27 protein-coding genes and 1 tRNA gene are annotated in these 21,268 nt (G+C 62.9%); 17 read left to right on the plus strand and 11 right to left on the minus strand.

Annotated features, from left to right (window positions below; translation table 11 throughout):
* The first annotated feature begins 71 nt into the window (after positions 1-71).
* The 15 genes from BM374_RS08755 (at position 72) to BM374_RS08820 (ending at position 10,790) form a co-directional block, all read left to right on the plus strand.
* Positions 72-374, plus strand: a complete 303-nt coding sequence (locus BM374_RS08755; RefSeq protein ID WP_092290993.1) for a helix-turn-helix transcriptional regulator — start codon at positions 72-74, stop codon at positions 372-374.
* Between the two features lie 146 nt (positions 375-520).
* Entirely contained in the window at positions 521-769 is a 249-nt protein-coding gene (locus BM374_RS08760) for a helix-turn-helix domain-containing protein (RefSeq protein ID WP_092290995.1), read from the plus strand.
* Positions 770-771: 2 nt separating this feature from the next.
* Positions 772-1,089 carry a DUF6074 family protein gene (locus tag BM374_RS08765; RefSeq protein WP_092290997.1) on the plus strand — a complete coding sequence of 106 codons (318 nt, stop codon included), beginning with the start codon at positions 772-774 and terminating at the stop codon, positions 1,087-1,089.
* Positions 1,089-2,225 carry an AAA family ATPase gene (locus BM374_RS08770; RefSeq protein ID WP_092290999.1) on the plus strand — a complete coding sequence of 379 codons (1,137 nt, stop codon included), beginning with the start codon at positions 1,089-1,091 and terminating at the stop codon, positions 2,223-2,225. The genes BM374_RS08765 and BM374_RS08770 overlap by 1 nt, the downstream gene beginning before the upstream one ends.
* 624 nt (positions 2,226-2,849) lie before the next feature.
* Complete coding sequence (locus BM374_RS08775; RefSeq protein WP_092291001.1) at positions 2,850-3,170, plus strand: hypothetical protein; 321 nt, start codon at positions 2,850-2,852, stop codon at positions 3,168-3,170.
* Positions 3,163-3,558, plus strand: coding sequence for a hypothetical protein (locus BM374_RS08780; RefSeq protein ID WP_092291003.1), 396 nt, complete (start codon positions 3,163-3,165; stop codon positions 3,556-3,558). The genes BM374_RS08775 and BM374_RS08780 overlap by 8 nt, the downstream gene beginning before the upstream one ends.
* 126 nt (positions 3,559-3,684) lie before the next feature.
* Positions 3,685-4,521 (plus strand): hypothetical protein, encoded by an 837-nt coding sequence (locus tag BM374_RS08785; protein WP_143270167.1) that lies wholly within the window; start codon positions 3,685-3,687, stop codon positions 4,519-4,521.
* The gene (locus tag BM374_RS08790) at positions 4,442-5,839 is read left to right on the plus strand and encodes a S49 family peptidase (protein WP_244552557.1); all 1,398 of its coding nucleotides are present in this window, start codon (positions 4,442-4,444) and stop codon (positions 5,837-5,839) included. Before BM374_RS08785 ends, BM374_RS08790 begins: the two co-directional genes overlap by 80 nt.
* 12 nt (positions 5,840-5,851) lie before the next feature.
* Positions 5,852-7,924 (plus strand): hypothetical protein, encoded by a 2,073-nt coding sequence (locus BM374_RS08795; protein ID WP_092291009.1) that lies wholly within the window; start codon positions 5,852-5,854, stop codon positions 7,922-7,924.
* Positions 7,921-8,211 (plus strand): hypothetical protein, encoded by a 291-nt coding sequence (locus BM374_RS08800; RefSeq protein WP_092291011.1) that lies wholly within the window; start codon positions 7,921-7,923, stop codon positions 8,209-8,211. The genes BM374_RS08795 and BM374_RS08800 overlap by 4 nt, the downstream gene beginning before the upstream one ends.
* 55 nt (positions 8,212-8,266) lie before the next feature.
* A complete protein-coding gene (locus BM374_RS38490) occupies positions 8,267-8,410 on the plus strand; it encodes a hypothetical protein (RefSeq protein WP_177248185.1) in 144 nt (47 codons plus the stop codon).
* A 64-nt stretch (positions 8,411-8,474) separates the two neighbouring features.
* Positions 8,475-8,975 (plus strand): hypothetical protein, encoded by a 501-nt coding sequence (locus tag BM374_RS08805; protein ID WP_092291013.1) that lies wholly within the window; start codon positions 8,475-8,477, stop codon positions 8,973-8,975.
* Between the two features lie 370 nt (positions 8,976-9,345).
* Complete coding sequence (locus BM374_RS08810) at positions 9,346-9,768, plus strand: ASCH domain-containing protein (protein WP_092291015.1); 423 nt, start codon at positions 9,346-9,348, stop codon at positions 9,766-9,768.
* 244 nt (positions 9,769-10,012) lie between these two features.
* Positions 10,013-10,384 carry a hypothetical protein gene (locus tag BM374_RS08815; RefSeq protein ID WP_092291017.1) on the plus strand — a complete coding sequence of 124 codons (372 nt, stop codon included), beginning with the start codon at positions 10,013-10,015 and terminating at the stop codon, positions 10,382-10,384.
* Between the two features lie 73 nt (positions 10,385-10,457).
* On the plus strand, positions 10,458-10,790 hold the full coding sequence (locus tag BM374_RS08820) for a hypothetical protein (RefSeq protein WP_143270168.1): 333 nt from the start codon (positions 10,458-10,460) through the stop codon (positions 10,788-10,790).
* 12 nt (positions 10,791-10,802) lie between these two features.
* Here BM374_RS08820 and BM374_RS08825 read toward each other — a convergent pair whose 3' ends face one another.
* From BM374_RS08825 to BM374_RS08865, 9 genes are all read right to left on the minus strand, one after another.
* Positions 10,803-11,684 carry a DUF3037 domain-containing protein gene (locus BM374_RS08825; protein WP_092291021.1) on the minus strand — a complete coding sequence of 294 codons (882 nt, stop codon included), beginning with the start codon at positions 11,682-11,684 and terminating at the stop codon, positions 10,803-10,805.
* On the minus strand, positions 11,668-12,426 hold the full coding sequence (locus BM374_RS08830) for a hypothetical protein (RefSeq protein ID WP_092291023.1): 759 nt from the start codon (positions 12,424-12,426) through the stop codon (positions 11,668-11,670). Before BM374_RS08830 ends, BM374_RS08825 begins: the two co-directional genes overlap by 17 nt.
* A gap of 89 nt (positions 12,427-12,515) precedes the next feature.
* Positions 12,516-12,593: transfer RNA gene (locus BM374_RS08835), tRNA-Pro, on the minus strand.
* Positions 12,594-12,721: 128 nt separating this feature from the next.
* Positions 12,722-13,300 carry a MerR family transcriptional regulator gene (locus BM374_RS08840; protein ID WP_092291025.1) on the minus strand — a complete coding sequence of 193 codons (579 nt, stop codon included), beginning with the start codon at positions 13,298-13,300 and terminating at the stop codon, positions 12,722-12,724.
* A 27-nt stretch (positions 13,301-13,327) separates the two neighbouring features.
* The gene (locus tag BM374_RS08845) at positions 13,328-13,669 is read right to left on the minus strand and encodes an integration host factor subunit alpha (protein ID WP_177248186.1); all 342 of its coding nucleotides are present in this window, start codon (positions 13,667-13,669) and stop codon (positions 13,328-13,330) included.
* Between the two features lie 134 nt (positions 13,670-13,803).
* Positions 13,804-14,784, minus strand: a complete 981-nt coding sequence (locus BM374_RS08850) for a beta-ketoacyl-ACP synthase III (protein ID WP_092291027.1) — start codon at positions 14,782-14,784, stop codon at positions 13,804-13,806.
* Positions 14,781-15,842: a phosphate acyltransferase PlsX gene (gene plsX, locus BM374_RS08855; RefSeq protein ID WP_092291029.1), complete on the minus strand. Its 1,062-nt coding sequence runs from the start codon at positions 15,840-15,842 to the stop codon at positions 14,781-14,783. Before plsX ends, BM374_RS08850 begins: the two co-directional genes overlap by 4 nt.
* A 297-nt stretch (positions 15,843-16,139) precedes the next feature.
* On the minus strand, positions 16,140-16,721 hold the full coding sequence (locus BM374_RS08860; RefSeq protein WP_092291031.1) for a YceD family protein: 582 nt from the start codon (positions 16,719-16,721) through the stop codon (positions 16,140-16,142).
* Positions 16,718-17,272 carry a ubiquinol-cytochrome C chaperone family protein gene (locus BM374_RS08865; RefSeq protein WP_092291033.1) on the minus strand — a complete coding sequence of 185 codons (555 nt, stop codon included), beginning with the start codon at positions 17,270-17,272 and terminating at the stop codon, positions 16,718-16,720. Before BM374_RS08865 ends, BM374_RS08860 begins: the two co-directional genes overlap by 4 nt.
* Positions 17,273-17,370: 98 nt before the next feature.
* Here BM374_RS08865 and BM374_RS08870 point away from each other — a divergent pair, with 98 nt between their 5' ends.
* Together BM374_RS08870 and BM374_RS08875 are read left to right on the plus strand one after the other, a co-directional pair.
* Entirely contained in the window at positions 17,371-17,856 is a 486-nt protein-coding gene (locus BM374_RS08870) for an outer membrane protein assembly factor BamE (protein ID WP_177248187.1), read from the plus strand.
* Between the two features lie 115 nt (positions 17,857-17,971).
* Positions 17,972-18,985, plus strand: coding sequence for a Bug family tripartite tricarboxylate transporter substrate binding protein (locus BM374_RS08875; protein ID WP_092291035.1), 1,014 nt, complete (start codon positions 17,972-17,974; stop codon positions 18,983-18,985).
* 5 nt (positions 18,986-18,990) lie between these two features.
* Here BM374_RS08875 and BM374_RS08880 read toward each other — a convergent pair whose 3' ends face one another.
* Both BM374_RS08880 and BM374_RS08885 read right to left on the minus strand, forming a co-directional pair.
* Positions 18,991-20,142 (minus strand): FIST N-terminal domain-containing protein, encoded by a 1,152-nt coding sequence (locus tag BM374_RS08880; protein ID WP_092291037.1) that lies wholly within the window; start codon positions 20,140-20,142, stop codon positions 18,991-18,993.
* A gap of 66 nt (positions 20,143-20,208) precedes the next feature.
* Complete coding sequence (locus tag BM374_RS08885; protein ID WP_092291039.1) at positions 20,209-21,264, minus strand: alpha/beta fold hydrolase; 1,056 nt, start codon at positions 21,262-21,264, stop codon at positions 20,209-20,211.
* Between the last annotated feature and the right edge of the window lie 4 nt (positions 21,265-21,268).

Consider the following 21,268-nt stretch of genomic DNA (forward strand, 5'->3'; position numbering starts at 1 on the left):
AATCCTACAAGTTTGCTGCACTTTCTTCCGCATCAACAACGGTTCGTTGAGTTGGCGGAAGGAAGCCCATCATGCATCAGATTGACCAAGGTCCGGGCCAGAACGACGCGCGACGAACGCGCGGGCGTCCAAAAGGCTCGACGAGCAAGAGGCGCGAGAGCGCACCGGAAGCGAGCACGCCGGCTCCATCCGGCTACCACAAACCCGAGGCGGCCGCGGCGCGCATCGGTCTAACCCCAGGCACCTTGGCGAAATGGCGATGCGCCGGTACCGGACCGGCTTACATCCGGATCGGTGGTCGCATTCTCTACAAAGAAGCTGATCTCGACGCCTTCCGCGACGCTTGCCGCGTCATTCCTGGAGGGTCGTCCTAGACGATCACAAGTTGCAGCCGCGCCCGTCACAGTTTCCGGGCGCCGGCGCAGCCGCTGCCGGCGGGATGGACGCCGGCGGCACAGCGCCCGCAGGCCCAAGCCCCGGTGCCTGCGGGCGCATCCCTTCACCAGATCGAGGACCCGAGATGAGCCAACGCTCTCCCTCCCCTTATGCACGCGCCGGCACGCTGATCCGCCTCGTGCACGACCTTCACAGCTTTTGCAGACAGCACCAGCACGGCGAGATGGCCGGCGGCATGACTTACGACGAGCTCTTCCAGATCGAGCACCAGCTCACAGAAGCGCTTAGCTGGGTCCAGCAGCTTGGGCCGAGCCGCGCGCCGAACGCGCGCGCGGCCGAGCAGACCACCACCGTTGACGAAGAGGTGTTCTGAACATGGCCAACGTCATCAAGTTTCGGCTCGTTCTGCGGTCATCGGAGCGGACGCCATCAGCAGAGGGAGAAATCATTCCGTTCCCGTTTGGTCGACGGCGGCACATTGTCGAGCGCATCGCGCGCGCAATGCGCGCGATGACGCAGCAGGAGGCGGAGGATTATCTCGAGCGCGAACTCCAAAGGCTGTGTAACGAGCTACGGTCCATAGGCATCGACTGTGAGGATTGTGAGAGCCTCGCAGTCATCGAGCTATCCGACGCGATCGGCAAAGAGCTGCACGGTCCCGACTTTCGCTTGCAAGTCGACGGGAGCCTTTGATGTCAGTGCAGACGCAGATCCGTGGAGCAGCGCGCAGCGTGACACGCAATTCAGACCGACCTGCACCCACCCTGTCGGTCGAATGGCTGGGTGATCCCAGCTCGGCTAAGCGAAAGGAATGGGTTATTCGCGGGGTCCTCGGCGTCGGCGAAGTGATGGTAATTCATGCCGACACAAAGGTGGGAAAGACACAACTGGCCACGCACATCAGCTTCGCCGTAGCCACCGGTGGCGAGATATTTGGTCGCTCTGTCACCAAGGCTGCAGTGCTCTATGGAGCCTTTGAGAAGGCTCCTGTGACCAAGAAACGCTTCCGGGCCCTCCAGCGCATACACGAGAACGTTGAGCCGCCGATCGCGGTATGCAGCGGCCCGGTCAACCTCGCGAGCGCTGAGGATGCGAAGAAGATCATCGACACCGCAAAGGAAATGTCCTCGACCCTCCCCGTGAAACTGATTGTTGTCGACACCCTGAACCGGGCATCGGGAGGCGTCGACGAGAATGCCGCGGGTCCGATGGGGCTCATCTTCAATCAGCTCAGTCGCATCGCTGAGGAGGTGGGAGCCGGCGTCATCGTTCTGCATCACAACACCCAAGGGAAGACGAAGATGCGCGGCAGCTCGGCCGTGCCAGCAAGTGCAGACATCTTGATGTCTCTGGAGAAGCGGTCAGATGACATTCGCGAAGCGAAAATCACGGCGGCTAACGACATCCCGGAGGGGCAGTCGTTTCGCTTTCGATTGCGACAGGTCGAGCTCACCCCTCGAACCGCAGCTGCCGACGCCGAAAGCACGGTGGTGATGGAAGCAATCGGTAGTGTTCGAAACGGTGACCCCGTGGCTTCGCAGGCCATTTTGAGTCGAGCTGCCGAGCTGCTCCAGCTCTTCGATCGGCTGAACAAATCTGGTCGGTTCGGTCGGGCGGCGCTTTTAAGCGCCGCCCGCGACCAGCAGATCGTGTCCGAGGGAAAGTCGGGTTCCGAACAATTGCGCGTTACTTTGAAGGAGCTGAAACGACAGGGACGCCTCGACTACTCTCATCAGGACATCTGGTCACTTCAAACCACTCCCAGGTCCAATGTCCCAATCTCCTCCTTAAAGGAGGGAGATTTTGGACCAATGGATTTGGACCAATGACACCGATTTTGGAGCATTTTTGGACCTCATTGGACCAATTGGACCATAGAAGTCCAAAAACGCCTCCTCTCGGCTCAGAGGCCGGCGCGCTCCAGCGCGTCCGGCCGCTTTCCAGCACTGCTGGAGCTTATGCACCGTTATCCACAACGGCGGGACGGTCGCTGGCGCTCCGCCCGCCGGACACCGGGTGGGCGTCTCAACTGCGGACCTGTCCGCAGTCGCTGAACCGGCATCTGCGCCACAACACCGCCCACCATCATCAACAGCACGCCAAGACGAGAGAGAGTATACGCGCGCGCGAGCGTGCAAGCGGCGCTGGCGGGCTGGCTGGGGCTTGGCGCTGCGAGACAGCAGTCCGCCGGCACCGCCACCAGCGCCCGCCTGCTCAGCGGCAGCGCCCGTCCTGCGCCGCGCGCTGGTGCGTCCAATTCCTCAGCCGCTCTTTTCGTGCGTCGACCAGCGGGGAGCCGCCAGCGAACTCGGCAGCGCGACCGCGCCCGCGAATGCCGCCGCTTTTCGGCAAGTATCTTTCAGCCCGGGAGGTGGTCGCGAGTGCGACGCGCCCGGTAAATCAGCGTATTTGGGAGGCCGGAAAATCCGGTTTAGTTTCCCTCCGAGGCGCCGATGCCTAAGGGGCCGCGCCGCCGAACAGGTAACTTTGCGGGGCGGCCGCTCGCCCTTCGGCGCGAGCTGCTCGCCGTCCTCGATCGGGCCGACAAGCTCACGGCTCGGGAGCTTGCCGCGAGCGTTTACTCCGGTCGTGTGTGCCTATGCCGCCCGCAGGCGTGCTCGCGCTCGCAGCTCGCTTCGACGCGCAAGGCGCTGTGCCGCCTGATCGACAAGGGGCGCGTAGTCGTGGCCGGCCATCACCGCCGACGCCAGCTCTTTTCGCTGACCGGCCGTGATCCGTTCCCGCCGCTCGACCTCGGGTCGCTCGATGGCTGATCAAGCGGACGACGTCGAGTTGATGCGGCGCATCGCCGAGGCCCTTGAAGCCGGGGACGAGTTGTCAGCCGAGCAGCGCCGCGTTACCGCGGCGGCGCTGCGCCAGGCTCTGACGCTGCCGCCGACCACCTTCGCCGAGCGGGACGCGCTGATCGTCGAATGTCGGCGCCGGTTCTTTCCGAGCCGCACCGACCACGATGCCGCCCAGGAGATCGCTGTGACGTGGCGGCGATACGCGGCCACCGGATGGCTGCGCGAGCGAGCTGCCGAAACGTGTCCCCCGCGAAGCGTCGGGACGTTGCGGGGCGCTCTCTGGGAAATCATGCGGATCTTGCCGCGCGTCTTAAGTGTCAGGCAGATCAGACGAATAGTTGGCCATTTGAAGTGACCAACTCAACAGATCATCGTCGCTCTCCTCAACACTACAGAGGGAAGCGACACCGTGATTACCGAAAATCTGATCGAATGGCCCGCTAGCGTTCCGTACGCCGTCCGAAATCGGCTGGACAGCGTCATGGAGATCCACAAGGCCCGGCACGCGGCGCTGCTCAGCATATCGGGCGAGATGCGGGAAGCGCGCAGCGCGCTCGAGAACGACAAAGCTCGCTTGCGGGAGATGGAACTGAGCAACCATCCCCAGATCGAGCATGTCCGGGCCAAGGTTGAGCGCTCCCGCGAGATCCTCACAAAGCTCGTAGAGAGGGTCGAGGCATTGGGCTCACCTTGGAAAACAGCATTAGCCCTCGGGGACAACCTGAGAAGCTACGTCCGCTCGAACGCCGCCGGCGGCTTCCAGATTTACCAGGGCGCCGTGCCGCAGCTCCGAAACGGCGAGACGGCGCTAGATGGGATGCAGCGCGCAGCACGCCGCGTGCGAGAGCTCCTGGCAGACCGTCGAGAAGTCAAAGCGGCGCCGCTCCCAGCGTCCGTCGCAAAGCAGCTTGCGCGCGAGCAACTCGAGGCGCGCATCGCGGCGGCAAAGCCCGACGTCACCAATCTGATCGATCATGGCGGAGCGATCCGGTTTCCCATGAGCGGCACCGCGATTGAACAGCACGGCGGCTCGGCAGACCTCTATGCCGTCGACGCCATCGGTTTGTTAAGCTGGCTCTTCCTCGTTGACATGGCGGCCGCGATCGACAGAGAGATCGACGCGATGGCCGAGGACGAAAATGCGCTGTCCGTCGAGGAGCGCGTTAAACGCCTCGCTCAGATCGACGCCGACATCCTCGCCTCCGAGCGCGAGGAAGCCGCTTTCGCCGAACTAGCCGGTGTGCTTCCGCGACCTGACATCGATCCGCGAGCCGCACTCGGGCTCGCCGACACGATGCCGGCGCCGATGCGGGATTGAGGAGCGGGTCATGTCCAGCCTTTTTCACATCGCCGACCGTATCGTAAACCGGCCGCTGATGATCCTTCCAGAGAAGCTGGCGCTGATCGCGTCCGTTCTCGAAGGCCGGATCGGAGTTGATGCCACCGAGTTGCAGGAGATCGCTCAAGCCGCGCCCGACGCATCGCGCTTCGTTGGAACCACGCTCGGCCGTGATGGCCGGTCGAAGGCCTATCAGGTCCAGCAAGGGGTGGGGATGATCCCGGTGCTCGGCAGCCTGGTGAACCGGGGCGCGTGGATCGGAGCCCGATCGGGCATGACCAGCTACGAAGGCCTCGCCTTCCAGCTCGCCCAAGCGGCAGCTGATCCCGAGGTGAAGTCGATCATCCTCGACATCGATAGCCCGGGCGGCGAAGCCGTCGGGGCTTTCGAGATGGCCGACAAGGTGCGCAGCATCGCCAAGTCCAAGCCGGTGACTGCCGTGGTCAACGGCATGGCGGCGAGCGCGGCCTATGCGATCGCGGCGTCCGCCTCCAAGATCGTGATCGCGCCGAGCGGCATCGCCGGCTCGATCGGCGTGGTTCTGATGCATGTGGATTATTCCGCCGCGCTCGACCAGAAGGGCATCAAGCCGACGCTGATCCATGCGGGCGCTCACAAGGTGGACGGCAATCCCTACGAGCCGCTTAAGGCTAGCGTTAAGTCGGATCTCCAGGCAGAGGTGGACAACTTCTACGGCCTGTTCGTCTCTGGCGTTGTGAAGGGTCGCAATGGTCGCATGACCGAACAGGCTGTCCGCGGCACGGAGGCGCGAACCTTCATCGGACAGGCGGCCGTCGACGCCGGCCTAGTCGATGCCATCGGTACATTTGAGAGCGCTCTTCTTGAGCTGCAGTCGCAGCAACCGAGCGCCATCCAAGGTCCGCACCGTGAGCTGTCGCTCGCGTCCGACGGGCGGGTGCCGGTGGCTGCTGCAGTCCAGCCGTCGGCACCTTCGGTACAGAAAGTGTCAGGACCGCGCTCGGCGGAGGACCGAGCGGCGATTGAGCGTGCTGCCGGCAGCGACCCTCGATCGGCAAAGTTCGTGAAGCTCATCTCCGAAAAGCCCTACGAAGAGATGTCGCAGTCGTCGGCGCTTGAAGCCATCAGGATCAACAAAGCGGTTATCGCCAAGAACGACGACGCCGAGCAGCGCCACGACTGCGGGCTGTATCTGGATCCGAAACTGTCTGTCCGTGACGGACCACTGTTCGCGCCGCCGGGGACCGATCACGCGACCGACGATCATGGTTGGAGCGGCGTCGTCTCCGAGATCAACAAAACCTCTAAGCCTCACTGAGGAGATGGCTCAATGTCGAAGATCATCGAGGCAAAGGCCGTAATCTCGGCCAAGGACAACACCGGCAACGTCTTTGACAAGATCGCTGCGAAGTTTAAGGGCATCGAGAAGAACGCGAAGGCGCTCGACAGCATCAAGGCCCCGAAATTCACCGGCGATCTCTACAAGGAGCTGGAGCGCCTCAAGCTCAGCGAGAAGGAGTTGCAGGGCGTCCGCAAGGAGTTTGCGGCGTTCGACAAGCAGCTCCGCTCCAGCCCGGTTCGTGCGGCGCACTACTTCCGCGCCATCGACGAGTGGAAGGGTAAGACCGTCGGCCATTGGCGCGAAGTCAAGGCCGCGGCGGAGGACGCCGACAAGGCGCACTCGAAGTTCTTCAAGCGTGCTGGTCACTTCGCGCTACATGCCGCAGGCATCGGCACCGCGACCTATGCGGCAGGCCGTGCCATCCACTCGACTGCGGAGGCCTACGGCAAGCGCGGTCGAGCGCTCACCCGCTATGACCTGATGGGCATGAGCGATCAGGAGGTCTCGGAGGGCGGCGCGATCGCCGACGCGATCAGCTCCAGGTTTCCGTCGATCTCGCGCACCGAAGTGCTCGACTACCTGCGCAGCAACGCCGCGCGTCTCGGCAGTTGGGAGCGCTCGAAGGAGGTTGCTGAGCCCTATGCTCGCGCGCTGATCGCCAACAAGCTCTCCGGCGGCGACGAGCACGAGATGGAGGGCGTTGTCCGTGCCCTCGAAGGCATGGGCAAGGCGAACACCAGCGGCCAGCTCGTCTCGGGTCTCAACGCCTTCGCGCGCGCCAAAGCCGCGAACCCCGACTACACCGGCGAGCAGTTCCGAGCCGACATGGCTGCGGCGAGCAGCTCGAAATATGGCCTCTCCAAAGATTATCTGGAGAACGTCTTTCCGGTGCTGGCGTCGCACACCACCGGCTTCGGCAACAAGCTCTCCACCGGCCTCTCGGCATTGGTGGGCGGTCGCATGACGAAGCAATCGAAGGCGCGGCTCAAGGAAGCCGGCCTTCTCGGCGATGATGGCAAGCTGCTCGATGAAGAGGGCTACATCGCCAACAACTTCGAGTGGACGCAGAAGCACATCAAGCCGCTGCTCGAAAAGCGTGGCGTGCACTTCGGCGAGGACATGAGCGAGGACGACAAAGGCAAGGTCGTCTCGTTCCTAGCCAAGGCGTTCTCGGCCCGCAACGCCGCGGACCTGATCGCGACGAACCTCCTCGACGAACCTCTGGTCGAGAAGATGCGCCACCGGCAGACCCGCGGCCTGGAGGACATGGACCGGCTCCAGAAGAAGGATCCTTCGCTGGTGTGGGAAGGCATGATGAACCAGCTCAAGGATGCCGGGGTCGCCATGGCGAAACTCGGTCCGGTGGTGGATGGCCTCAACGAAGCGTCGTCTATTCTCGGTCGCTTCACCAAATTCGCGGAAACTGGGGTCCTACCGACAGACAGCCCATACGGGCGCTGGATGGCCGCCCAGCGCGAGAGCGGCTTCCTTGCGCCACACGAAGCGATCGGCGAGCAAAACCGCCGCGATCTTCTCAAGGCGCAGCTCACCGAGCTGGATCAGGAGCTCAGCCCCGGATACGGGCTGGACGAAGCCTCCGCTCGCGTGCTGCGCCTCAAGCGGTTCGACAGGCAGATCGCGCTCGACCAATCCGAGAACCTCCGGACGATGCCGCCGCTCTACTCCCAGGAGGAGATGGATCGGTGGCAGGAGATCGCCCGCGAGCGCTCGCGCGGCGAGGCCTACTCCCGCATTGGCAAGCCAGGCGAGCCAGAAGTCCCGCTTCCGCGCGCTCGCAACGAGACCGGAGCGATGCCGCCGGTACAGCCGCTCGAAGGCGCCGAGCAGCGCGTGTCGGTGGACGGCAGGGTCGAGGGAACGGTGGATGGCACGTTCATCGTCAAGGCCGGCGATCAACTGATCTCGATCTATGAGCAGATGAAGAAGGCGATCTCCGTCGTGGGCTCGCTCAGCTCCAACGGTCCCGGCTCTACGGGCAAAAGCAGTCCCGACGCGAATGCGCCGGCGACGGGTCTCAACACGGGGATGCCGCTACCATGACCGCCCTGCCCCCGAGCGAGCTGGAGCACCGCGTAGCCGCACTAGAGCGGCTCAACCCGGTCGCCCACGCCGTGCTCGTCGCACTGTGTGGACTGGTCCTAGGCACGGTGCCGTTGGAGAGCCAGCGGCGAATATTGGCGCTCCTGCGGGAGGGCACCACGTCTATCCTCGACGGCCTGACGGGCAGCGCGCCCGGCGAGCTGCCCGACCTCGTGGCGGAGGAGATCTTCGCCGGGCTGCTCGACAACGTCGAGCGGCTTGCGAACAGCCATCGGCGCCTCCGATGAGTGACGTTTGATCCAGGTCAATAGTCCCCTGTCGCTCTGAGCGGATCGTCGGACCATGAACCAGCCGGACAAATCAGATCGGTTAAATGAGCCGCCCTCGCCCGAGCCCTCCCGCTTGGATAAGGCGCGCCGCATCGTCCAGGAGTACGCCGATGATCTTCGCGAGATCATCAGGAAGCTCCGGCGCAAGCTGAACTGATGCGCAACGCCGCGAGTGGCTTGACAATACGCCTCCAAATCATGGCTTGCCTGTGCTCACGGGCATGGGCGCAAATCGGGACGATCTCCTCGCGGAATACTACCTCAAGGCGGCCGGCGTCGCCGCGGTCTGGATCGACCGCGACGGCCTGATCGGCTCGCAGGATGCGGCGCGCCTCCACCTCGAGGAAGGCCGCGTGGCGTACTGCTGCCCGCGCGGTGCGAATTTTGTCCTCGCCTACCGTTTGCAACTCTGGAAAGAGGATAATGAGCACGTCAGCGCGCCGAGGCAGGCTGCGATCGCTGCGCGCCTTGAGGAGCTCGCCGACGAGGGCGGCGTTGGCATTACGCCGCACTCCATTGCGATCGGCCGAGGCCGTGCAGCGGTCGCGGAGGTGAATGCTCGGCTGGCGGCGATGAAGGCAAAGGGTGAACTGCGGGAGCTGAACCATTCTTTCAAATCCGCGCGGGCGGTCGATCCGTCGCTTCGTTATGCTGAGTTCTTGGAGGCGAAGAAGGCCGCGCTGCTTGAAGCGCTGGCGCGAGCGAACGCCATCTCGCGATAGGATGGAACCAAAAAGCTCAACTTACGTTAAAATCTCCGAGGGAAGCACCATGTCGTACAGCGTGCATCTGGAACTCGCCCTGGCGCTCTGTGAAAGGGCGAATACGCCAAGCTGCTCCCTGCAGAAAGCGTCCGATCTAATAGAGCGCTTGGCAATCTCTCGGGAGTGCATCGAGCGATCCCGCGAGCTGCTCCGTTTCCAGGTGCCCCACACCTGTCTAACGCTGACGGCCGGAGTAGTAGCTCGCCCGATGATATCCTCAGCAGAGCGAGTTCCGGATGGCTGGTGCGCTCCAAAGTTGTTGGTTTAGCTGTTGGAACGGTGGCTTTTCCGTTGGCTTTGCGAGGTCAGCCGATAGTCTGATCGGGGCATGAAGATAATCTCAATACGCCAGCCTTGGGCATGCCTAATCATCACCGGCGGGACCGACGTCCAGACCGGCGGCACGCTGCTCAAAGACGTCGAGAACCGCTCCTGGGCGACCGCCTACCGCGGTCCGCTCCTGGTCCACGCGAGCCAGCGCCCGGATGCGATCCGGCCAGACGAGATCGAGCGACGCTTCGGCGTGCGGCTGGAGGGCGAGCAGCAGCTCGGCGGCGTCATAGGCATGGTTGACATTGTTGATTGCGTCCGGCCGCACGCGAGCCGCTGGTACGCGCGGGATCACTTCGCGTTCGTGCTCGCCAATCCGAGACCGCTCCCGTTCGTTCGATGGAAGGGCGCGCTGTCGCTGCGCACCGCGCCGGCCGAGCTGCTCGCGCTCATTGACGAGCAGACCAAGCGAGCAGCGTGATCGCCGCTCCGCGTCAGCGGCTCTCAACCGTTAATCTCCGCTGAACACAAAGCGTAGTTACTCGACTACGTTTCGTAGATTGCTCGCTCGCGAGTGATATCAAAGGCGATTTTCGATTTTCGCTACGATTTGACTACAGATTGTAGGATTGCTCCGCCCACAACTCTACGCTTGGCAACTACAGGCAACGCCGTCACGCTTCTCTCGTGATCAAACAGCGCATCAGCGCGAGAGGAGAAACGACATGCAGCAGCAGACCTGCCCCGTTCTGACCCTTGCTCAAAAATACGATCTCGTCGCGAAGCAGTGGCTCGAAAGCGAGAGCGATGCCAATTACCAGAAGCTCGGCCATATGGTCCTCGCGGCCGATCATCTAACCCCGCAGAGCATCACCGGCGCGACCTTCCAGATTGCGTGCGCGGTATCTGAGCTGGATGTAATTGCTCGCGGGGGCGATGCTCCGCACATCCGTTTGGCCGCTGAACGGCGGGTGTTGCGGCTGCTCCGCAATGCGCTCATCTTCCTCGAGGAATGCAGCGCGGATCTGCCGTCCGCTTGGAAGTTTGTCATTCCAGCGGGCGACGGACAGCTCAAGCGCAAGTACGGCTCGAACTGAGCGAGAGGCCAAAAGGAGATCAGGCCCGAGGCGGCGGCGCTGAGCCGCCGCCTCCCTGCCGAGAGAGCAGCCCATGAGAGCGAGCGACCGCCAAGCAAGATTGAAGCGAGCCAAAGAGCTCGGACGGCTGGCGTTCGATGTGCTGAGGTTCGAGGAGCTCGTCGGCAACATGACCGTCGAAGGCGAGCAGAAGCAGTTTCGCGAATTCGCGGAGCGAGGGTTATCCGGTTCGCTCCTGACGCCATTTAGACCGATGCGGCTCGATGAGTTCTCGCGCATCCAAATTCGGCACCTCGGTCACAAGGTGCTCAACATCCGTTGGTCAAAGGCCGGCGACTTCCAGCTCTTGACGTATGAGCCCGGCGAGTGGGAAGAGCTGCTCGACCAGCTCGCGAGCGTGTTTTGAAATGTCCGTGACCTAGATGAAGGTCGGCCCGGTCCGGCGTGATCTCTCTGCTCGCTTACTCTTTTGCTCGACTGGTGTTGCAAGGGAGGAGAGATGCTGCACAAATTTGCTTCGGTCCTGTGCGCTCGCCCAGTTTACGAGGGTTGCACCCTGATGGGCGGCCGCCTCTAAGGAGGGCATAGCTAGTCGCTCAAGGTCAGCCGAAGCTTCGTACACCAAACGAGCGCTGGTCTCGTCGCCAAATTTCATGCGAGCACGCTCAAGAACGAGCGCAGCAACGCCGATCTCAGAGACGGCCTTGCGGAACGTGCTCTCGTCTCCTGAGGCGTCCACCGTCTCTACAACGTGATACGCGCCATTTTTAAGGACCAGATCCGCGGTCAATCCCTCGGCGACTTCATATCGAGGGACGATCCGGTGCGAAGAAAGATCCTCGTCTCTCTTCGCCAGAACTCTCTCGTCGCGGAAGATGCGCTTCATTTGAGTGAGCAGCTTCGAGCGCTTTTCCTTCGACCGCAACGGCGCCGGCTCCGCGTCGACCAGGGTCTTCAATATTGAAGCGACCCGAGCTTCATAGGTCGAAGCGCCTTCAGCCTCGAACACGCCCAACCTCGATAAGGTCAGCGGTCCAAGCTTCGACAAAAATTTGAGCCGCTCGCTTAATTCCGCTCCGGTGTCTCTGAGCTTCCCGTCCAGGGTGGACATACCATCCAACGCGCGGCGCACGTCATCCGGCTCCACCGCCCCCGAGATGGCCCGCACCTTCTCAAGTCGCTTGCCCACCCGAACGTCAAGACGATCGTCATTGAAAACGACCAGACCTACGTTCAGCCGCTCACCGCGATCCTCTTCGGTCGCTAGTTGAACTACCGAGAATTTATAGGAGGGAGCCATCACTCAATCCCTTCCGAACACCATCTATCCGCGAACGTCGCACACCGGTCGTCCAAACGTCCATAAATTCCGCTCTAAGCGTCGCCGACAGCCAGTCTGCCGGCATCTGGTTGATTATCCCTTCCACCGACACAGATCCGAGCGCTGCCAGAGCATCGAGCACGGAATTCGCAGCTACAAAGTCGAAACCATGAAGTTGTCTGAGCAGCCCACCACACAATCGCGTGTTGCAAGCCGGTGGAGGGTAGCCGTTCCAGGGCCAGTGCCAGAAGAGCGCGCGGCTGAAATCGAAGGTGTAGAGCCGCCGAACGCCGTTGTCGTTGACGGAAAGGTAGTTGTCGAGGTGTCGGTCGTCGTTGAACAGCACCAAGTCAAGGGCATAGATCTTCGAAAGCAGTGAGCCGAGCCCCGGCAGGGTCTGTCCGATATTTCCTATGCTGGGCGAGGTCAGAAACGCCTGCGTTTCGATCCGGCTGGCGACACCAGGAACGCGCCGCGATCCGAACACCACTTCTCCGGAGAGCATTTCCATTGTCACCGCGCCCGGCGAAGTGACACCGACAGCCTCCGCGATGTGCGTCGAAATCCACTCGCTCGCGCGCACCGGCCGGCCGTGCGCATCGCCCTTCACATAGTACCGAAACCCGTCATCGGCTTCGACGCTACCGAGACTGTCCGCGCTCTGGTCGGCGGGTGGGTACTGGATGACTGCTCGGCGGTGGAAGAATTGGAGCTGGTTCATGCGGTGCCGACATGGTGCCTACATGACCCGAGACTGTCTGCGCGCCACCCCAGCCTCCAAGTCCATCCCATTGATTTTGTTCTAAAAAATGGTCGGAGCGAGAGGATTTGAACCTCCGACCCCTAGTCTCCCAGACTAGTGCGCTAACCGGGCTGCGCCACGCTCCGAACGTCGTTCCATTAGCTAGGATCGGCGCGATGCGCAAGGCGAGCCGCACCATTTTGGTGGCCCTCGTCGACGGACTTGGAGCCGATCGCCTTCGGAACTATCGGCAAGGCCGGGCCCGAATCCGGCCCTAGCCGTCCTTCAGCGCCTGATCCAGCATCTCCCGGCAGGCGACGAGGTCGGCGAGCGCCCGCCCGAGCCGTTCCCGGTCCAGCGCGCTGGGTCCGGCCGGTGCGGCGGCAGCGCCGCCCTTGCGGAACGTGGTGAGGATCTCCTCGTCGTCGACCTCCGTGAAGCGGAAGTCGATGCCCTCTTCTTCATCGCCCTGGTAGTCGTCATCGTCGGTATCGGCGATACCCTTGATCGGGGCTTCGTCGTCGGGCTCCATCAGGCTCGCCCCGATGGCGTCCTCGATCGCACCGAACGAGACCGCGGCCGCGCTGTCGGCCAGGCCCTGAACCGATTTGACGCCGTGCTCCTTCAGGATCCGCTGCACCCCGCGGATCGTGTAGCCCTCCCCGTAGAGCAGCCTGCGGATGCCCTTGAGCAGGTCAACGTCGTCGGGCCGGTAATAGCGGCGGCCGCCGCTGCGCTTCATCGGCTTGATCTGGGAGAAACGGGTCTCCCAGAACCGCAGCACGTGCTGCGGGATGTCGAGCTCCTGCGCTACTTCGCTGATGGTTCGGAACGCATCCGGCGCCTTGTCCAAATGCCAAATCCTTCGCGTAGGCGCGACTTACGCCTCTTGTGGAGCCTTGGTGGCGTCGCCGTTGGTGCGGTGCTGGGCGTTGATCCGCTGCTTCAGGATCGCCGACGGCTTGAAAACCATCACCCGACGCGGCGAAATCGGCACTTCGGTGCCGGTCTTCGGATTGCGGCCGATGCGCTGGCCCTTCTTCCGGACCATGAAGGACCCGAACGAGGACAGCTTCACCGTCTCGCCCTTCTCCAGGCAGTCGGTGATCTCCTTGAGCACGAGTTCCACGAAGGCGGACGATTCCGTGCGCGACAGGCCCACCTTTTGGTAGACGGCTTCGCACAGATCAACTCGCGTTACGGTTTTGCTGGTCTCGGTCATCGCCCTGCCCCACATCACGGCGAACAATTGTTGTCTGAAATTATGAGGTTACGATACGGCGGTCAACAGCGCTCATCAATGCAGACGCATCGATATCAGCGGCTGAATCCGGCAAAATTTTATCGGATGTGGCTTTACCAGCGCACCAGCGCGGAGCCCCAGGTGAAGCCGCCGCCCATGGCTTCCAGCAAAACCATGTCGCCGCGCTTGATCCGGCCGTCCTTGCGCGCCACTGCCAGCGCCAGCGGGATCGAGGCCGCCGAGGTGTTGCCGTGACGGTCGACCGTCAGCACAACCTTCTCCGGCGCGATGTGCAGCTTGTGGGCGGATGCGTCGATGATTCGCTTGTTGGCCTGGTGCGGCACGAACCAGTCGATGCTGTCGGCATTGAGCCCGGTCGCCTGGAAGGCGTCGACAATGACGTCGGTGATCATGCCGACCGCATGCTTGAAGACCTCGCGGCCCTCCATGCGCAGATGGCCGACGGTTTGCGTCGAGGACGGCCCGCCGTCGACGAACAGTTTCGCCTTGTGGCGACCGTCGGAGCGCAGATGCGTGGTCACGACGCCGCGGTCGGTCGCGGCATTCCCCGGCTGCGCCTGCGCCTCCAGCACCACCGCGCCCGCGCCGTCACCGAACAGCACGCAGGTGCCGCGGTCGTTCCAGTCGAGGATGCGCGAGAAGGTCTCGGCGCCGATCACCAGCGCGCGCTTGTAGGCGCCGGTGCGCAGGAAATTGTCAGCGGTCGCGAGCGCGAACACGAAGCCCGAGCACACCGCCTGGAGATCGAATGCCGCGCCGTGGTTGATGCCGAGCGCGTGCTGCACGGCAACCGCGGTCGCCGGAAACGTGTTGTCGGGCGTCGAGGTCGCAAGCACGATCAGTTCGATGGACTGCGCGTCCACGCCGGCGTCCGAGAGCGCGGCCTGCGCCGCCTTGATCGCGAGATGCGAGGTGAATTCGCCCTCGGCCGCAATGTGCCGTTCGCGAATTCCGGTTCGCTGCACGATCCACTCGTCGGACGTGTCGATACGCGCCGCCAATTGGGCGTTGGTCACCACCTGCTCCGGCAAGTAAGAGCCGCAGCCGAGCACGACCGAACGAATTTGAGTCACGAAACATCCTCCGGCGCGGTCTGCACGGAACTAAGTGCACCACCCTCGCGGTTGAGCATCTGATTGATCTTGTTCAGGAGATCGTAGTGAGCCATCTCATAGCCAACATCGATCGCATAGGCAAAGCCTTCGGCGTTGATCCCGCCATGGCTCTTGACCACCAGTCCGTTGAGCCCCAGCAACACGCCGCCATTGGATTTGTTGGGGTCCATCTTGTCGCGCAGGGCCTGGAAGGCCTTGCGGGCAAAAACATAACCGATTTTGGAGAACCAGCTCCGCTGAATCTCGTTGCGGAGTAAGTCCGCCATCTGGCGCGCGGTTCCCTCGGCAGCCTTGAGCGCGATGTTGCCGCTGTACCCTTCGGTCACGATCACATCGGCCATCCCCTTGCCGATGCCGTCGCCTTCGACGAAGCCGATATATTCGAGTTCCGGCAGGTTCATCGCGCGCAGCATTTCGCCGGCCTCGCGGATCTCCTCATGTCCCTTGATTTCCTCGGTCCCGATATTGAGCAGGCCGACCGTGGGGCGCTTCTTGTCGAACACCACGCTCACCATGGCTGCGCCCATGATCGCAAGCGCCACCAGGTGGCGTGCATCGCCACCGATCGTGGCGCCGAGATCGAGCACGACAGACTCGCCGCGCCGGGTGGGCCAGATCGCGCTGATGGCTGGGCGGTCAATGCCCGGCAGCGTGCGCAGATGGAACCGGGCCATCGCCATCAGCGCGCCGGTATTGCCGGCGGAGACTGCGACATCGGCCTCGCCCTTCTTCACCGCATCGATGGCAAGCCACATCGAGGAAGTCTTGCGGCCACGCCGGAGCGCCTGGCTCGGCTTGTCCGAGCCGCTGACGGCGACCTCGGTATGAACGATCTTCGAAGCGGCTTTGAGCTCGGGGTGCCGGTCGAGCTCGGGCTCGATCTTGGCGCGGTCCCCGACCAGCAGGAATTCGGTGTCGCGATGCTTTCGAAGCGAGATGGCCGCGCCTGGAATGACCACGGCAGCGCCGTCATCGCCCCCCATGGCGTCCAGCGCGATGCGAACCTTGCTTGGCATAGAAGTCCCGGAAACCTGGTCTGGTGCGGTCGTCAAAGAGCGGGGCCGCAAAATGGGTTCGCCATGGACATGGCGACCGGCCAAGCGCCACGCCGCACCCGGACCGGGGCGGACAATAGCGTTTTGTTATCCCGAAACAACCTCTTGCCCCCAGCCTTTTGGACTAAGGGCGACCCGCCAGCAGAGCGTAGAAATTCATAATAATATAGAAAAATCAATTAGATCAACCAATTTCTGAAACCGGTCCCGCAAACACTTCGCCTGCCTTGGCAAAGCGGTCTTGCGGGGAATGCCCAGCTATTTGCCCTTCTTCTTACCCTGCTTGTTGTCCTGAAGCGCCTTCAGCACCGCAAATGGATGGTCCTCGGGGTCGGGCGCGACGACCTCGGCCTCGAACACGGCCCCCGGCTTGCGAGGATATGGATCGATCGCCAGGAACAGCGCATCGGTCGCGATCCGTCCAAGGTCGATGGTCCCGTTGACGATGGCCTCCGGCGGATCGGCGACCTCCGGCGGCTCCTGGTCATCGCGCCCTTCCTCGATGAGGTCCTCCAGCCGCCTCGTTTCGGCCTCGGGCGCAAATGTCAGGTCAACCTCCTCGTCGATCTCGCTCTCGATCGGATCGAGCGTGACCACACAGGTTTGGCCGATCCGGGCCCGAACCCGGCCGGTGACCTGGATCCGGCCGCCGCTCTTCGGCACGATGTCGAAGTCGGCACGGGCCGACAGGATGTCGCGCAAGCCCGCGACATCGGCCATGGCCTGACGCTCGGCCGCTGATGCTTCGAGCGCGCGATGCAGGCCGGTATCGGGAATCTGCGCCACCGTGACGGGCGAGCGCCAGGGATCGGATTGGGAGCCGGTCATCGGTCGATTCATGGCGTCTCAGCCTCCCGGAGCGGTGCAGGAAATTTGAAAGATCCGGCCAGCAGCGCCGGATCTCCGGTCTGGCCGAGATGCGCATTCGCGGCTTCTGCATAGGCAGCCAGCCGTTGTGCGTGATCCGGCCCGGCGCCACTCAAGATATTCTTGCAGATCGCCTGTGCCAGCGCCTCGCCGCCCTTATCAATGGCCTGGTCGTAGGCCTGGACGCGGCCGTAAAAGGCCTCGCCGAACGCCCGCATCCGCTTCGGGACGCTCTGGTCGCCCACGCCCATCTCGCGGAGATTATCGTCCATGTCCTCGCAAAAGCGGTCGAACAGGGCTTGCGACAGCCCCACCCCGTCTTGGGCGACCGTCCGCAGACGCCGCAACAACAGCCAGAGGTGAAGGAGCAACAGGTCGAAACGGCCATTAACCGTATCCGGCACGCCCAAGTCCCGGTAAAATATGGGTTCTCGCGCCTGCGTCACGATCATGCCATAGATGGCTTCAATGGTGCCGGCCGGGGCTAGCCGGGGTTTCCTGAAGTGATTGAACGGCCAAAGCATTGTGGTTTCCGCAAGCGGGCGCGCGCGAGTTGCATTCAGAGCTTCCGCCCGGTACTTCAGCGCCTCGCGCGACGCAAGGGGACGGAATCAGTTCCGCTATGACGATAACGAACCAGACCAGCCCCCGCGCAACTCGGCGGCGCGGCCTTCATGCACGCTGGCGCGGCTTGCGCATGCTCGCAGCCGTGACCCTGGTCGGGGCTGCGCTTGCCGGCTGCACCGGCGAGCAATTCCAGAAGGGCTATATCCTGCCGCCCGGCGCGCTCGAGCAGATTCCGATCGGCGCAAGCCAGGATCAGGTGCTGATCGTGATGGGCACGCCCTCCACCGTCGCGACGCTGGACGGCGAGGTGTTCTACTACATCTCGCAGCGCTCGGAGCGCCCCGTCGCCTTCATGAACCAGAAGGTGGTCGACCAGCGCGTGATCGCGGTCTATTTCGACAAGAACCGGCGCGTGCGCCGGCTTGCGAATTACGGCCTCCAGGACGGCAAGATCTTCGACTCGATCAGCCGCACCACGCCGACGTCGGGTCAGGAGATGAGCTACCTCACGCCGCTGTTCAAGCTGCTCAGCTTTAACTGAGTCTTCAGCCTGCGGCGTCGTGCCGCTCTTCGCGCAACACTTGCGGGCGTGTGCGACTTGCCGTTGCACGCTCGGTTCCCTACGCTCTCTGCAAAATAAAGCAGGGAGTGGATTCGTGTCCAAGAGACTTCAGAGCAAGCTGCTGTCCCGCCGTCGCCTGCTCGCCGGGGCCGCTGGTCTGTCGGCTGCAGCCATCCTGCCACGATCGAGCCTTGCGGACTGGAAGCCGACCGAGAACATTCGCATCATCGTGCCGGCCGCGGCTGGCGGCTCAACCGACGTGATGGGCCGGCTGCTCGCCGCCCATCTCCAGTCCGCCTGGGGCCAGACAGCGGTCGTGGAGAATCGTTCGGGCGGCGGCGGCACGATCGGCACCGCCGAAGTTGTTCGCTCCAAGGCCGATGGCCACACCATCCTGATCGGCAATCCCGGGCCGAACGCGATCGCCTACAGCATCTTCAAGAACCTCACCTACAAGCCGGACCAGCTCCAGCCTGTGACCAACATGATCCGGATCCCGAACATTGTGTCCGCGCATCCGAAGACCGGCATCAAGTCGGTCGCCGAGCTGATCGCCTATCTGAAAGCCAATCCGGACAAGTTGAGCTACGCCTCATCAGGCGTCGGCCAGAGCCCGCACCTCACCGGCGCCTGGTTCCTCCAGCTCACGGGGCTGAAGATGACGCATATCCCGTTCCGCGGCGCCGGCCCCGCGCTCCAGGCCGCGCTCGCCGGCGACATCCAGATCCTGTTCGACAATCTCTATCCGAGCCTGCCGCAGGTGCAGAACGGCACGCTCAACGGCCTTTGCGTCACCACCACCGAGCGCAGCGAGCTCGCACCGAACCTGCCGACGATGCGCGAGAGCGCGTCGGAGCTTGCGAATTTCGACGTGTCGTCCTGGTTCTCGGTGTTTCTGCCGAAGGGCGTCCCCGCCCCCGTGCTCGAGGCACTCAACCTCCAGGTCAAGGCGATGCTGGAGCGCGACGTCATCAAGAAGCAGATTGCCGCCATGGGCGCCCGCGCCGACTACGGCACGCCGCAGCAATTCGCCGAGTTCGTCGAGGCCGAGACGAAGAAATTCGCCGGCATCATCGAGAAGGAAGGCTTGCAGATGGATGTGCAGTAGCGCACCTACGTCGCACGGGTCGAGCCGATCGCCACACCGGTGAGCGTTCCGTTGATGTGCATCGGACCATACAGCTCACCATAGGTATTGCACCCAAACACACGATGGGCCCTGTATAGTTCCGACATGTCGCGGTCGCATTGGTGCTCGACACCCATACGCCTCTGAACGGACTCGAACCCGATATAGAGGGAGACCTCCCCGATCTCTTCCTGGATCTGCGCGAAAAGATCGCTGGTTGGATGGACCGGGTCACGCAATGTGGCCACCGTGAACACGAGGCCCTTGTCAATGGCAGAGGCAAAATGCAACGTGCCGTCCGCATCGACGCGGCGTATCGAGCGTGTGTAATACGTATCGCCGATCCGCACGAGCACAGGATGGGATGCAAACGCCGTCACGTCGAGTTCACCGCCGGCGATGCCCGCCATGCGTGAATACTCGGCTGCTGCGGGCTCGGCATTCAACTCGCTGACAGTACGCCGATCCGGATCGGCCTCCGTCACGACCATTTTTTCCGTGCAGGGTTCGCAAGTGTCGCAAGAAAAGATGAGGAACGGCAACGACGTCTTGAACACAAGGAGCACCGCTGCATCGGTATGGGCGCGGCCCCCGAAATAGACCCAGCTGCGCTCAAATCGCAAACCATCTGCGGCCGAGCCGCCGACCAGCGGCATGGGACCAAGCGCGGCATGAATCGCGGCCAAAACGACCTCTTCCCGCTGGCACATGCCATCTATGAGCAACAACCCGAAACAGCGCTCGCCATCGGCATTGCCGCCGTGTCGGAAGAAGCCTTGGCGAATCTCTGCGCCAATCGTGCGATGGTCTTCGATGCGAAAATTCGAGAGCCCGGAGATGGAGTGAGCCGTCACCTCGAAGTCGGCAGCGCTAAAGGCCAGTGCGACGACGCTGTTTTCATCCCATCCGTTGAGCGCAATCTCGCCGGCGGTCGTGCAGCCGAAGACGGGCGTGCCCGTGAAGCGCGCCGTCATTTCGGCCGCAAACGGTTGCGGATCGTAACAAGGTGAAACAAACACGAGCACCGCCGCAAGCCCGCTGGCCGGGAGAACGCTTGCCAGCTCCGCCGCCGCAGCCGCGGCGGTAGACGCTTTCGTCTCGACGGCTAGAACGCCGGATAGACATCGATCGAGCATCGGCGGTCAGAAACCTGATTGAGGCGCGACGAATTCCGATTGAGCCATCGTCGCGCCTTAGCTGGTTCAGTTGACCCGTGTGGCGAGCAACTCGGAAAGATTAGCGTCGAGCTGTGCGAGCATCTGCGGATCGGTGCCGAACAGACCCAGGTGCCCGTCGATGCTGGCCAGCGGGCGAAACTCGCTCCCCGGAATGAGCCGTTGCTCGACCTCGCAATCGGCCGGCGGGAAGAACATGTCGTGACTGATCGGCATCACGAATGTCTTCGCCTTGATACGCCCGAGAGCGGCAGCAAGGTCGCCATCGGCGTTGCGGCTGACGTCGCCGCGCTGCCACTTCCACGCCATGGACAGAAGGTTATTCGGGTCCATCGGCGCGAAGTAACCGGTCATGAAGGTGTCGACAAAGGCCTGCACGGTTTCGAAACCCAGCGCCTTGTGCCTGTTGGCGCGGAAGAAGTCGGTGCTCCAACCCATCACGGTCCAGAGCTTGGCCTGTCGCTTGAGGCCCGCGGCGACATCGGCCGGCGAGCCGTAGCGTCCTTCGCGGAAGCCCGGATCGGTCGTGATTGCCTCATTCAGCGTCTCCGCGAAGAGGAAGTCGTGCTCGGTATTCCTCGCCGTTCCGGCGATCGGCGCCGCGCGTTTGACGAAATCCGGATAGCGCACGGCCCATTCGTAGGTCTGTTGCGCGCCCATCGAGCCCCCGACCACGAGCGCCAGGCTCCTGAGCCCGAAATGTTCGGTCAACAGCCGATGCTGGGCGCGAACGTCGTCGCCGATGCGGACCTTTGGGAAATTCGGTCCGGCCATCGCGCTACTAGCGTTGTGCGGCGATGTCGACAATCCACTGCCGATTTGGTTGACCACGATGATGAAGTATTTCGTGGGATCGAGCGCCCGGCCCGTGCCGATATAGACCTGCTCCATGATCTTGCTCGTGCCCGAATACCAGGTGGGGACGAGAATGGCGTTGTCCTTCGCCGCGTTGAGCGCGCCGTGTGTGGCGACGGCCAGCTTGCAGCCGGGAATGGTGCCGCCATCCTCGAGCGCCAGGTCGCCGATGTCGATCATCTCGTAGGGGCCGTGACCTTCAGGCCCGTAATAGGGATTGTTGCTCATCTGA

The organism is Bradyrhizobium sp. Ghvi (genome assembly GCF_900115265.1).
In the GTDB taxonomy this organism is placed as follows: domain Bacteria; phylum Pseudomonadota; class Alphaproteobacteria; order Rhizobiales; family Xanthobacteraceae; genus Bradyrhizobium.